Here is a 12760-nt window from a genome sequence, read left to right on the forward strand (position 1 = left end):
TTAGTCATAGCGTGATCACCAAAGAGTGCAAGCCCAAAGAAAATATAGGCAAGATTCATTCCCGCGCTAGGGAAAGGCCCTCCCGCCCCGGATGGCCCCGGGGTGCCCAAAAACGCCATCCCCGCTGGCCCGTTTCGGCCAACACCGCCACCGGGGTTGGGGGCTCTGCTTCATGGCGCGCTATTCACCCAGTGAAAGGCGGAGAGGAATCATGGCGGAAAAACCAAAGCCGTGTCTTTGATAAAAGCGTTGCGCCGGCTCATTGGCGCGGTCGGTGAGCAAAGTAATGCGCCTGCACCCCTTCAACCGCGCGCATTGAATGGCTTGCTCAAGGAGCCGCGACCCCACGCCGGAGCCACGCGCACCGGGGGCGACCACCATATCTTCCAGCAATGCTACGCGGGCGCCAAGCGCGGTGGATACGGTGTAGAGAAGATTCACCATACCCACAAGGTGGCGGCCTTGACGGGCCACCATGATAAGCCCCACTTCCGGGCTGCCGATGATGCGCGCCAAGCCCCGACTTTGCGCTTCGCGATCACTCCTGAAATCTGCTTCCTGGGAAAACAAGAGGTCGAGCAAGGCACAAAGCGCGGGGATGTCCGCAGCGTTTGCCGGAGTAATTCGTATTGTTGCATCCATTATCGTTTCTTGATCCATGCCGTCCCGGCTCACCGCCGGGATTCCCCGTGCTTAGGGGGAAAGCCGTTCCCGCGATACATATTGCTTGACGATAACCGGCGTCTTAGGGGCGATTTGACGCGCAGTTGCTTGTTGCCAGCAAATCTGCCAATCACCACCTCAATGGCATTTGCTGGCACTCCGCATCCCTCCACCAGAAAGTGCACCATGTGAGTGGAAATACCTCGAGAGCCGGCCATGGGCGGCCGGGCTATGGGGTTCGTGGCCGTCGCCTGCGCCTGTTCAGCGGCCCGGCCGTATGGCCCAATTGGCCGCATCCAAGCCGTCCTCGCTGAAATCGATGGTCAACGGGTACTCCCGGTTGCAACCGGAAACGACCCACTCTTCCACCCAATGCCGGGAGCCGACCGGCCCCGTCGGCATTGCCAGCACATAGGGACGAAACGCCGTGGGCTTGTCGCAACCCCGGAGGGAAACTTGCACGACGACGCCCACCATGGTGTCACGAACGAGCTTCTGATTGGCCAAAGTGCCCGCCCGCAGCACCCCCGCCGGAAGCTCGTTCGCCCCGGCGGGCGAAAGCCAGACGCTTTGCACGAGCAGCAATCCTATGACCCATAAAGTTTTTATCCTGTTCACGCCCCCTCCTTGGCACCAGAACCTCTCGCTGGCACTGTTATATATTGCGCCAAGCTCCGCCCTGGCGGGAAGCCCCCCCAGCAAGCGATCAGGCGTCGGGGACCGGGACGGCCTCTCCCTCTACCGCCTTCTTTCCCGCCCACGCACTATAGATCACCGGCGCCAGCCACAGGGACATGAACACCGAGAGCAGCAGACCGCCCATGACGGCCACGGCCAGGGGCTTGAGGAGGTCCGTGCCCCGCCCTACCCCGACGATCAGGGGCAGGAAACCCAAAACGTCGGCGAGCATGGTCATGAGGATGGGGCGCAGACGGCTGCGGGCGGCCAGGGCGACCATGGCCGGGCGCGGGCGGGCGCCGCCGAGCTGGCGGGCCCGGGCGAAGATGAGGATGACGTTGTTGACGGCGATGGCGAAGACCAGCAAGACCCCCAGGAAGGCGGTGCTGTCCAGGTCGATGCCCAGGAGCAGCAGGGCCAGGAGGGCCCCCGGCGCGGCCAGGGCGATGGCGATCAGGGCGGACGCAGCCGCCCGCTGGCTGGTGAACTGGAAGCCGAGGAGCACCAGCAGCAGGGCCAGGGCGCCGGCGAGGATCAGGGCCATCTGCTGGAAGCTCTGCGCCTGCTGCCGATAATAGCCGCCCAGCACGGTGGTGACATTGGGCGGGAAGTGCATGGCCGCGACTACGCTGCGGGCCTGCTGGGCGGCGGCGGCGAGGCCTTCATCCGCCTTCGGCTGCAGCCAGACATAGGCATAGGGGACGAGATTCTGGTGGGTCACGTAGGGCACCGCCCCTTGCACGTGGACATGGGCGATGCTCGACAAGGGACTATAGGTTCCGTCGGGCAGGCGGATGGGCAGCGTTTCCATGCCGGCAGGGGTAACGGCTTGCCCGGCAAGGCTGACGCGGATGGGCAGGATCTGCTCGCCATGGAGCAGAAAGCCGGCCTGCCGGCCCCAGAAGCGCGCCTTGATCTGATCGGCGAGCACCGGCGGGGTGATGCCGTAGATCGCCGCCAGGGGCGAGGGGGTGACTTCGACCTCGGGACCGGCGGAAGGCGATTTGAAGACTACGGCCCGGAAGGCATGGCTCTGGCGCAGGGCGGCGGCCAGCCGTCCCCCCTCCTCGCGGAGCATGGTGGAGTCGGAGCCAAAGAGGAAGACCTCCAGGGGGGCATGGGCGCCGGAAAGATCGCCCAGGCGGTTGACCATCACCTGGGTGGTCTGCACGGCCAGCAGATTGGGCGCCGTCTGCCGGAATTCCCGGAGCAGGACGCCCATGACGGCCTCGGTGCTTTCCTTGCGGTTTTCTTTGAGGACGACGGAGATGGCCCCCTTATTGGGGGTGGAGTAGGGATTGAGCAGGCCCCGGCCCACCATCAGGGATACCCGCTCGACGTTGGGGTTGGCCAGGGCCACGCGCATGAGGTCGCGGCCGACGCGGGTGGTTTCCGTCACGCTGCTGCCGACGGGGGTGCGGAAGGGCACGGAGATGATGCCTTCGTCCCAACGCGGCAGAAAGGCGGTAGGCAGGATGCTCACGGCGAACCACCCCACGGCGCCCAGCACCACGATGACGGGCAGGGCCAGCCACGGTCGGCGCATGCCGTAGAGCAAGGACCGGCTGTAATGATCGCGGAGCCATTTCTCTCCGCGGATGCGGCGGGTCCGGCGTTGCCGTCCGGCCAGCCAGATTGCCAGCACCGGCGTGACGAAGAGCGCCATTACTTGAGAGGTGACCAGGGCGATGACGATGGCCAGGGCCATGTGGCGGAACAACAGGCCCAGCGTGCCCGAGAGGAAGACCAGCGGCAGGAAGATGAGGCAGGAGGTCAGTGTGGCCAGCGTCATGAGGGGCAGGATCTCGCCGGCCCGGCGCAGGGCCATCCGCCGTCGGGCTTCGATGTCGCCGTGCAGGCCATGGAGCCCGCGCTCCACCACCACGATGGCATGGTCAACCAGGGCGCCGATGGCCGCCGTCAGGCCGCCCAGGGTCATGATGTTGAGGCTATAGCCCAGGGTGTGCAGGATGAGAAAGGTGGCGGCTATGGACAAGGGCACCACCACCAGGACAGCCAGGGCGCCGTCCAGACGGCCGAGAAAGGCGAGCACCACCAGCCAGGCGATGAGGCTGCCCAGTCCCAGGGCGATCCAGACATCCCTGAGGCTGGTGCTGATGAGATGGCTCAGGTCATAGATGGGGACCAGTTTGACGCCGGCCGGCAGATGGGCCTGCAATTCCGCGATGCGGCTATGCACGGCACCGGCCACCGCCACCTCGTTGGCGCCGGCCTGGGCCATCACGTCGATCACCATGGCGTGTTGGTAGCCAGACACCGCCGCATCCCGCAGCAAGGGAGGCGGGCCGATGCTCACCTCCCCCAAGGCCCCCAGCGGCAGGGGCGTGCGCTCGCCCTGGGCGTTGGCCGGCCCCAGGGGCAGGGTCAGCTCGGCCAAGCGGGCCGTATCGACGGGCCGCGGGGTGGTGGCGACGATGAATTGCTGATGAAAGACGTCCAGCACCCCGGAGAAAAATGGTCCCTGGGCGGCGCGCAGGGCACCCACCACCTGTTGGGCATCCAGGTGGTACTGCGCCAGACGCAGGGGGTCCAGGGCGATGTGCACCTCCGGCCAGCCCCGGCCGGTTTCATTCACCTGATAGACGCCGGGCAGGGAAAGAAGGGCCGGGCGGATCTGGAAGGCGAAGGTGGGCATCATGGCCGAGCTGTCCATCCGGTCGGAGACCAGGGCGTATTCGGCAAAGGGATAGATGTTGGGCGCCATGAGGCGAACGCTCATCCGGGCGCCCGGCGGCAGGGGGATGTGGGCGAGACGGGCCTGGAGCATGAGGTAGGCCGTTTCCGGGTTCACATTGGGGTCGAAGTAGACGTGCAGCTTGGTCAGACCATTGCCGGTCTGGGAGCGCACCAGGCGCACCCCTGGCTCTCCCTTGGCGGCCTCCTCCAGGGGCCGCGTCACCTCGATCTCCATGAACTTGACCGGCAGGTTGCCGGCATTGACCAAAACCGCGACCTTGGGGAAATCCACGTTGGGAAAGACGCTCTCGGGCATGGCCCGCAACGCGAACCACCCGGCCCCCAGGACGAGCAGGCCGGTCAGGATCACGGAGAAACGATTCTCCCAGAGAAAGGTGAGATAGCGTTTCATTGCAGGTCCTTCCTCCTTGGATTCGGCCCTTGGCGGAGGAGTTTTGCCGCGACTTCGGCCCGCGCCGTCGCTGTTCTTGGCGAAAACTCGCGCCCCGCAGGCCAACTGTTTGAGCCCGCAGGGCGAGTTTCCAAGCGCCAGCGGGATGAGCCGTAGAACAACGGGCAAGGGCCGCCGGAGCAACAAACTCCTCCGCCAAGGGCCGTTTTTCGGTTCATGGGCGCGTTTCCATGGACGTCGTTTCCACGGGCGTACCCGAGGCCATCCGGCTGCTGCCGGTGACCACCACCATTTCACCAGCCCGGAGCGCCCCCTGCACCCAGGTATCGCCACCCCGGCTCGCCACCACCGCTATCGGCACCGCCACCGCCTGCCCTCCGCGGATCACAAAGACTTCGCTGCGGGCACCGCGCATGACCACCGCCGCAGTGGGCACCTGGAAGGCAGTACCCCCCGCCGCTGGCAGCAGGAGTTGCAGCCATTCCCCGGGCAGGAGGGGACTGTCAGGGGGCAGGGTGATGTAGATGGAAACCAGACCGAGGTGACGGGCACTTTGCCCGATGGAGCGAAGCTTTCCTTGTCCATGCCAGCCTTGCGCCGTGATCACCACCCTTGCCCCCACCCGCAACCCCTGGGTCTGGGCAGGCGTCACATAGGCCCGCGCCCAGGGCTCGCCGCGTCCGGCCAGGCGGGCGACGGGACTGCCGACATTGACCACCGCGCCGGGGGGCACCAGGTAGCGCAAGGTGCCCGCGAAGGGCGCCGTCAGCACTTGGTCGCCGGACTGGGCCTCCAGCGCCCGCAGGGCTGACCGCGCCTCGGCCAGCGCCAGACCGGCCCGGTCCACGTCCTGCTGTGCCATCACCCCATCCCGAAAGAGCTTTTGGGTCCGCTCCCATTGGGTACGGGCATAGGCCACCCGGGCCTGGGCGGCGAGGATGCCGGCCTGGAGGCCAGGAGGGGCGATACGCGCCACTACGGCGCCCGCCGCCACATTGCCGGACGGAAGGAAAGGCCCCAGGACCCGGCCCGTCACCGGAGCAGCCAGGGTCACGTCGCCGATGCTCTCCACCGTTCCCAGCACGCGGACCTCCCGAGTCCAAGGGGTCGATTGCACCGCCACCACCTGTACCGGCAGGGCAAAGGCAGGGGCCGCGCTGCACAGGCAGGCGCACAGGAAGAGAAGGACCGGCACCAGCGCGGGCCTGGGAAACGCCTTGTTCATGACTGCTCCTCGGATTTCGGCAAAACCCCGCTGTCCAGGGCCAGTTGCGCCCGCGCCAGGCGGGCCCGGATAGCCGCACCCGCCAGCTTGAGCCGTGCCTGCACCCAGTTGTTTTCGGCCTGCTGCAAGGCCAGGGCACTGAGCGCCCCGGCGAGATACCCCTTGCGGGTCATTTCATATACCGCCTGGGCCTCTTGCGCCATGGTCCGGTCATTGCGCAGGGCGTTGTCGGCGGCCTGGGCCGCCCCGTAATCGGCGGCAATGCGGCTTTGGACCTGCAGGAGCAACGCCCGCTTACCCGCCTCCATGGCCGCCAGGTGCTCCTGGGCGGCGGCGATGCGGTCCCGATTGCGGCCAAAGCCGAAGATGGGCATCTGCAGGGTCAAGGCCCCTTGCCAGCCCAAGTCGCGGGACTGCGGTACCGTCGCCGTATCCACGCCATAGGCGCCCATCACCCCGACGACAGGCAACCGGGCGGCCTGATGATAGCGCAGCAGGGTGCGGGCGGCTTGAATCTCCCCTTCCGCCACCTGCAGGAGGGGCTGCGCCTGGGCCGCCTGAGTGGTCAACGCGGTTTCCTCGGGCAAGCCTTCCGCCGGCGGGCTGATGGGCAGCAACGCCGGCAGTTCGCTAGGGGGGTAATCCGTCTGCAGGGCCAGAACGCGGCGGGCTGCCGCGGCCTCCGGGGTAGCCTGGTCCAGTCCGGCCTGGACGCCGGCCAGGGTCAGGCGGGCCTGGGTCAGGTCCAGACGGGAGCGGGTTCCGGCCTGATAACTTTTTTGGGTGGCGCTGAGGAGTTCCCGGGCCGCACCCAGGGCCTCGCGCCAGACGGATCTCTCGTTTTCCCACAAGGCCAGTCGATAGTAGGCCGCCGTGACCTGCGCCGCCACCAGCAGGCGCGCCTGACGCGCCTGGTAGCGGGCCACGGCCAGTTGATTGTGGGCCAGGGCCTGCAAGGCATAGGCCTGGGGCGCATAGAGGGGAATGTTGAGCTGAATCTGACCGATGACCTCTCGGGGGCTGTTGGCGGCCACGAAGAGGGGCTGGCCGTTACGGCTCTGCGTCCAGATGCTGCCTGCGGCCAGAGACAGGCTGGGCAGCAGGTCGGCATGGGCGGCCCGGTGCAGGGCCGCCTTCTCCGCCACCACGCGCTCCGCCTGCTGCACCAGGGCCTGGTTGGCCAAGGCCCGCTGCAGGGCATCCCCAAGGGTGAGATCCGCCGCCAGGACGGGAGGAGATGGCAACAACAGGGCACCGCCCAGCAAACAGACACGCAGACAGCGCCACGTCCTCTTCCCTGCCGCCGTATCCTGCCGTGCCTTGTGCTGTGGATGCGTCATCTCCCCTTCTTTCCTCGCATCGGCGCCACGCGGCAGTTTATATTGCAATGAAAATATTAACATAACCTTAAGGGCCCGGCACCCCGGGGCGGCTGCCCAAGCCATTCCCCCCTGACGGGGCGATCTGATCAAGCCCCATCCATAAGCGCCGCAAGGCCGCCTGGACCCGGGAAAGGCATCAGGAATTTTTGCCGCGCAAAGCGGCCAGGTTGGCGATGCCGGCCTCTTCCATGCGCGCCAGGAGGCCCTTGAGGATGGCGTCGACTACGCCCGGACCGCGAAAAATCAACGCCGTATACAGCTCCAGGAGGCTCGCGCCGGCGCTGATCTTCTCCCAGGCATCAGCGGCGGAAAAAACGCCGCCCACCCCGATGATGGGCACCTTCCCCGCCGTCGCCTGATGGAGGAGGCGAATCACGGCGGTAGCCCGCCCGCGCAAGGGCGGGCCCGAGAGGCCGCCGCTGATCCCCGCCCCCTCCAGGAAATCCTCCCGGGAAATGGTGGTATTGGTGGCGATGAAACCGTCCACCAGCGGCTGTTCTCCGTTCGCCAGGCCGGCGATGGCCATGAGGTCGGCATCGGCGAGATCCGGAGCAATCTTGAGAAGTACCGGCGGACAGCGCCGTCCCGCCTCCCTAGCCACCCGCAGATTGGCCGCCTGTACGGCAGCCAGCAGGGGTTGCAGGGCGTCCAGCGCCTGCAAGTCCCGCAGGCCCGGCGTATTGGGGGAACTCACGTTGATGGCGAAATAATCGGCCCAGGGCTGCAGGCCCTCCACCACGGCCACATAATCGGCGGCGGCCTGCCCCGCCGGCGTATCCTTGTTCTTGCCCAGGTTGATGCCGATGGGTACGGGGTGCGCGCCGAGGGCGGCGAGGCGGGCGGCCACCGCCGCCATCCCCTGCCCCGGGAAGCCCATGCGGTTGATGACCGCCTCCCGCTCGGGAAAGCGAAAGATCCGCGGGCGCGGATTGCCGGGCTGGGGGCGCGGCGTCACCGTGCCGATCTCCACAAAACCAAAGCCCAAGGCCGGCAAGGCCGGCAGCGCCTCGGCATTTTTGTCGAAACCCGCGGCGAGGCCCAGGGGGTTGGCGAAACGCAGCCCCCAGATCTCCTGCGCCAGGCGCGGATCTTCCAGGGTATAGCGCGCCGCCAAACGGGCGCGGGTGGCCGGCATGTGCCCCAGGGCTCCGAGGCCGGCAATGGTCCAATGGTGGGCCGTCTCCGGGTCCAGCAAAAAAAGTCCACGGCGCAGCATCTTGTAGATCATAGCCAATCCCTGGGGGTCAGGAAGCGCTCGCGCAGCTCGGCCTCCGGGCTGCCGGGCTCGCCCTGCCAGTCATACAGCCACTCGGCCAAGGGCGGCAGCGACATGAGGATGCTTTCGGTGCGCCCCCCCGACTGCAGGCCGAAGAGGGTGCCGCGATCATAGACCAGGTTGAACTCCACATAGCGCCCGCGCCGCAAGCCCTGGAAATGCCGCTCCCGCGCGCCGTAGGACAGATGGCGGCGGCGCTCGACGATAGGCAGGTAGGAAGGCAGGAAGCTTTCCGCCGCCGCCTCCCAAAAGGCCTGCAATTTCCCGCCGTCGCCACTCAGGTCGTCAAAGAAGATACCACCCACCCCGCGCATCTCGCCGCGGTGCTTGATGAAGAAATACGCATCGCACCAGGCCTTGAAGCGCGGATAAAAGGCCGTATCGTAGCGGTCGCAGACCCCTTTCAGGGTGGCATGGAAATGCCGCGCGTCCTCTTCAAAGCCATAAATCGGCGTAAGGTCGGCGCCGCCGCCGAACCACCACAGATCGCCCGCCGAGAAGAAGCGGTAGTTCATATGCACGATGGGGACATAGGGATTGCGCGGGTGCAACACCAGGGACACCCCCAGGGCCGTAAAGGGCTGACCCGCCAGTTCCGGACGCTGGGCCGTGGCCGAAGGCGGTAGCTGCCCGCCGCTCACCCGCGAAAAATTCACCCCGCCCTTCTCGAACAGGGCCCCGTCGCCGATCACCCGCGTCCGTCCTCCGCCTCCCGCCGGGCGTTCCCAGAGATCCTCGCGGAAACGCACGCCGCCGTCGGCCCCTTCGAGCGCCGCGCAAATCCGCTCCTGCAACCCAAGCAGGAATCCTTCCATCTCGTCAAGCCGAGGCCGCATGGCTTCTCTCCTCCCGATTCAAGGCCGCAGGACCCGCCCGCTGCGGGCATCCACGATGCGGCTCGGGCCCGGTGCTCCCCCCAGTTGCCCGGGCAACACCACCAGCCCCAGCCCGAAATAGCGATGCAGTTGCCGCCGGGAGCGAACCGGTGCCTTGCCGGCGGGATTGGCGCTGGTGGAGATGACGGCGCCGTGGAAGGCGCGGCAGAGGGCGACGACGCCGGGATGCCGGCTCACCCGCACGGCCACCCCCGGATGCCGCCCCCGCAACCAGGCCGGAGCGCGGCGCGCAGCGGGCAGGACCAGGGTCGTTCCCGGCCAGAGGGCGGCCATGCGCTCCTGGAGCTCCGGCCCCCGCCAGGCCGCGCAATAGGCCTCGGCCTGGGAAAACTGACCGGCCACCAGGAGCAGCCCCTTCTTTTGGGGACGTCCCTTCAAGGCCAGGAGCCGTTTCACGGCGCGCCGATTGCGCGGGTCGCAGCCCAGGCCCCATACCCCCTCCGTAGGGTAGGCGATGACCGCGCCCCGGCGCAGGGCCGCCACCGCACGCCGCAAGCTGCGCTGCGAAGGGCCTTTCATCGTGGATCCGGCTGCCGTTTTGCGCTTCATCTCCCGCGCTGCAGGGCGCGATGGCCGATGTCGTGGCGGTACTGCATCCCCGGCCAGCGAAGGGTCCCCGCCCTAGCGTAGGCCCGCGCCGCCGCTTCGGCCAGGCTCGCGCCCAGGGCGGTCACCCCCAGAACCCGGCCGCCGGCGGTGACGACAGCGCCGTCCCGAGCCGCCGTGCCCGCCTGGAAGATCTTGACATCGGGCTCGTCGGCCGCAGACAAGCCGAGGATCGCGTCGCCGTTGCGCGGGGCATCGGGATAGCCCGCCGCCGCCAGCACCACGCAGAGCGCCGGGCGCGGATCCCAATCGAGGGCGGGAGGCAGGGCATCGCCCGCCGCCGCCCGGCGCAACAGGGCAAAGAGGTCCGAACGCAGGCGCATCAGCAGGGGCTGGGTCTCGGGGTCGCCCAGTCGGCAATTGAACTCCAGCACCTTGGGTCCCTGAGCGGTGACCATGATCCCGGCGTAGAGAAAGCCGCGATAGGGCAGGCCATCCGCAAGCAGGCCCCGCGCCGCCGGCCGCATCACCTCGCGCAGGACCCGCTCGCCCATGGCGGCATCGAGGACCGGCGCCGGCGAATAGGCGCCCATGCCGCCGGTGTTGGGGCCCAGATCGCCGTCCAGGAGCCGCTTGTGGTCCTGGGAACCGGCCAGCGGCAGGACCTGGCCGTCCACCACCACGGCGATGAAGCTCGCCTCTTCGCCGTGAAGGAATTCCTCCACCACGATGGGACCCCAGGCCAGGAACTGCGCCGCCGCCGCCTGGGCCTGATCATGGCTCATGGCCACCACCACCCCCTTGCCCGCCGCCAGACCATCGGCCTTGACCACCACCGGCAGGGCGTGCCGACGGATATACGGCTCGGCCTCCGCCAGTTCGGTAAAGCGCTGATAGCCGGCCGTCGGGATACGGTGGCGCTGCAGGAATGCCTTGGCAAAGACCTTGCTCCCTTCCAGTTGCGCCGCTGCCGCGTCGGGGCCGAAGACCAGCAAACCAGCCCGGCGCAAGCGATCCCCCACCCCCGCCACCAGGGGCGCTTCGGGGCCGATGACCACCAGCTCCACGCCCAGCGCGAAGGCCGCCGCCGTCAGGCCCTCGGCATCGGTCGCGGCAAGGGCGAGATTCTCCACCCCAGCTTCGGTCGCCGTCCCCGGATTGCCGGGCGCGCAATAGACCCGCTCCACCATTGGCGACCGGGCGAGCTTCCAGGCGATGGCGTGCTCCCGCCCACCACTGCCCAGGACCAGCACCCTGGCACCCATCCGCCCCTCCTCAACCATGGCGGAAATGGCGCATGCTGGTGAAGATCATGGCAATGCCATGCTCGTTGGCGCTGGCGATCACCTCCTCGTCGCGGATGGAGCCGCCGGGCTGGATGATGGCCTTCACCCCTGCCGCCGCCGCCGCATCCACGCCGTCGCGGAAGGGGAAAAAGGCATCGGAGGCCAGTGCCGCCCCGTGCAGATCGAAGCCCAGTTCCAGGGCCTTGGCCGCACCGCATTTGGCCGCATCCACCCGGCTCATCTGTCCGGCGCCGATGCCCATGCTCTGTCCCTCGCGCACATAGACGATGGCGTTGGAACGCACATGCTTGGCCACCCGCCAGGCAAAGGCCAGATCGCGATGTTCCAGGGCCGTCGGGGCCCGTTCGCTGACCACCCGCCAGGCGCTCTCATCGAGATCGCCCTGATCAAAATCCTGGACCAGCAACCCGCCGCGCACGCGCTTGAAATCCCAGCCCGCGCCGCGCCAGTCGTTGTCCGCCCCAAAGGCCAGCACCCGCAGATTTTTCTTGCGGGCCAGGATGGCCTGCGCCTCGGGCAGGATCTCCGGCGCCAGCACCACCTCGGCAAACTGCTCCGCCACCAGTTGCGCCGTCTGCCCATCCAGGGGCCGGTTGCAGGCGATGATCCCGCCAAAGGCCGAGACCGGATCGCCGGCCAGCGCCCGCTGATAGGCCCCGAGCAGATCCATCGCCACGGCCACCCCACAGGGATTGCCGTGTTTGACGATGGCACAGGCGGGCTCGGCAAACTCCCGCACCAGATTCACGGCCGCATCGCTGTCGGCAATGTTGTTGTAGGACAGCTCCTTGCCCTGCAACTGCCGGGCCATGGCAATGCCGGTATCGCTGCCATCGCCGTAAAAGGCCGCCTGCTGATGTGGATTCTCGCCATAACGCAGATCCTGTACCTTGCTGAAATGCAGGTTCAGGGTATCGGGAAATGTCTCTCGCGTCCCATCGGGCCGCAAGCTGGAGAGATAGTTGGCGATGGCGCCGTCATATTGCGCCGTATGGGCAAAGACCTTGCGCGCCAGGGCAAAGCGGGTAGCCGCCCCGACCCCGCCGCCGCTCTGCTCCATCTCTCGCAGCACGAGGGCGTAGTCGTCCGGGTCCACCAGGACAGTCACCCCTTCCCAGTTCTTGGCCGCCGCCCGCAACATGGTCGGGCCGCCGATGTCGATGTTCTCCATGGCCTCAGCCAGGCTGCATCCGGGCCGCGCTACGGTCTGCGCAAAGGGATAGAGATTGACGCAGAGGAGGTCGATGGGCGGGATATCGTGTTCGGCCATCTGCCGCAGATGCCCGGGCTCTCCCCGCTTGCCCAGCAGACCGCCGTGGATCTTGGGATGCAGGGTCTTGAGACGGCCTTCCAGCAGCTCCGGAAAGCCCGTGTAATCCCCCACTTCCTGCACCTTCAGACCCGCCGCCCGCAACGCCGCCGCCGTGCCTCCCGTGGACAGGATCTCTATCCCGAAGTCTGCCAAACGGCGCGCAAAATCCACGATTCCGTGCTTGTCGGAGACGCTGATGAGCACCCTGCGTATCTCGCCCATGTACTGCCACCCCCATGGAAAAGGCCGAGTTTACGCCCCCGTCCCAAAAGACGGCAAGGGCGGGTCGACAGGGGCGGGGCGCCGGTAAAAATTGCCTATTGATTAACGCAACTTTGTTGCATATATTTCCTAGGCCAGGCATAC

At 67.3% G+C, this 12760-nt stretch carries 10 protein-coding genes; all 10 read right to left on the reverse strand.

Going from position 1 to position 12760, the window contains the following annotated elements; translation table 11 throughout:
• Positions 1-180: 180 nt before the first annotated feature.
• The 10 genes from ACP5MM_RS01020 to purH all read right to left on the reverse strand — a co-directional run bounded on the left by ACP5MM_RS01020 (position 181) and on the right by purH (position 12616).
• Entirely contained in the window at positions 181-660 is a 480-nt protein-coding gene (locus ACP5MM_RS01020) for a GNAT family N-acetyltransferase (RefSeq protein ID WP_427930706.1), read from the reverse strand.
• A gap of 264 nt (positions 661-924) precedes the next feature.
• Positions 925-1281: a hypothetical protein gene (locus ACP5MM_RS01025; RefSeq protein WP_427930705.1), complete on the reverse strand. Its 357-nt coding sequence runs from the start codon at positions 1279-1281 to the stop codon at positions 925-927.
• 88 nt (positions 1282-1369) lie between these two features.
• Complete coding sequence (locus ACP5MM_RS01030; protein WP_427933965.1) at positions 1370-4450, reverse strand: efflux RND transporter permease subunit; 3081 nt, start codon at positions 4448-4450, stop codon at positions 1370-1372.
• A 214-nt stretch (positions 4451-4664) separates the two neighbouring features.
• Positions 4665-5675, reverse strand: coding sequence for an efflux RND transporter periplasmic adaptor subunit (locus tag ACP5MM_RS01035; protein WP_427930703.1), 1011 nt, complete (start codon positions 5673-5675; stop codon positions 4665-4667).
• Entirely contained in the window at positions 5672-7015 is a 1344-nt protein-coding gene (locus tag ACP5MM_RS01040; protein WP_427930702.1) for a TolC family protein, read from the reverse strand. The genes ACP5MM_RS01035 and ACP5MM_RS01040 overlap by 4 nt, the downstream gene beginning before the upstream one ends.
• A 178-nt stretch (positions 7016-7193) precedes the next feature.
• Positions 7194-8285: a quinone-dependent dihydroorotate dehydrogenase gene (locus ACP5MM_RS01045; protein WP_427933966.1), complete on the reverse strand. Its 1092-nt coding sequence runs from the start codon at positions 8283-8285 to the stop codon at positions 7194-7196.
• Positions 8282-9169, reverse strand: coding sequence for an oxygen-dependent coproporphyrinogen oxidase (gene hemF / locus ACP5MM_RS01050; RefSeq protein WP_427930700.1), 888 nt, complete (start codon positions 9167-9169; stop codon positions 8282-8284). Before hemF ends, ACP5MM_RS01045 begins: the two co-directional genes overlap by 4 nt.
• 18 nt (positions 9170-9187) lie before the next feature.
• A complete protein-coding gene (locus ACP5MM_RS01055; RefSeq protein ID WP_427930699.1) occupies positions 9188-9748 on the reverse strand; it encodes an L-threonylcarbamoyladenylate synthase in 561 nt (186 codons plus the stop codon).
• Between the two features lie 26 nt (positions 9749-9774).
• Positions 9775-11040, reverse strand: a complete 1266-nt coding sequence (purD, locus tag ACP5MM_RS01060) for a phosphoribosylamine--glycine ligase (protein WP_427930698.1) — start codon at positions 11038-11040, stop codon at positions 9775-9777.
• A gap of 10 nt (positions 11041-11050) precedes the next feature.
• Positions 11051-12616 carry a bifunctional phosphoribosylaminoimidazolecarboxamide formyltransferase/IMP cyclohydrolase gene (gene purH, locus ACP5MM_RS01065; protein ID WP_427930697.1) on the reverse strand — a complete coding sequence of 522 codons (1566 nt, stop codon included), beginning with the start codon at positions 12614-12616 and terminating at the stop codon, positions 11051-11053.
• Between the last annotated feature and the right edge of the window lie 144 nt (positions 12617-12760).

Origin of the sequence: Acidithiobacillus sp. (assembly GCF_049965315.1) — a bacterium.
Classification (GTDB): Bacteria; Pseudomonadota; Gammaproteobacteria; order Acidithiobacillales; family Acidithiobacillaceae; genus Acidithiobacillus_B.

Bases quoted from the DNA above. Each gene is read 5' to 3' on its own strand.
- ACP5MM_RS01020 (WP_427930706.1), bottom strand. From the start codon at position 660: ATGGATCAAGAAACGATAATGGATGCAACAATACGAATTACTCCGGCA.
- ACP5MM_RS01030 (WP_427933965.1), bottom strand. From the start codon at position 4,450: ATGAAACGCTATCTCACCTTTCTCTGGGAGAATCGTTTCTCCGTGATC.
- ACP5MM_RS01035 (WP_427930703.1), bottom strand. From the start codon at position 5,675: ATGAACAAGGCGTTTCCCAGGCCCGCGCTGGTGCCGGTCCTTCTCTTC.
- ACP5MM_RS01040 (WP_427930702.1), bottom strand. From the start codon at position 7,015: ATGACGCATCCACAGCACAAGGCACGGCAGGATACGGCGGCAGGGAAG.
- ACP5MM_RS01045 (WP_427933966.1), bottom strand. From the start codon at position 8,285: ATGATCTACAAGATGCTGCGCCGTGGACTTTTTTTGCTGGACCCGGAG.
- hemF (WP_427930700.1), bottom strand. From the start codon at position 9,169: ATGCGGCCTCGGCTTGACGAGATGGAAGGATTCCTGCTTGGGTTGCAG.
- ACP5MM_RS01055 (WP_427930699.1), bottom strand. From the start codon at position 9,748: ATGAAAGGCCCTTCGCAGCGCAGCTTGCGGCGTGCGGTGGCGGCCCTG.
- purD (WP_427930698.1), bottom strand. From the start codon at position 11,040: ATGGGTGCCAGGGTGCTGGTCCTGGGCAGTGGTGGGCGGGAGCACGCC.
- purH (WP_427930697.1), bottom strand. From the start codon at position 12,616: ATGGGCGAGATACGCAGGGTGCTCATCAGCGTCTCCGACAAGCACGGA.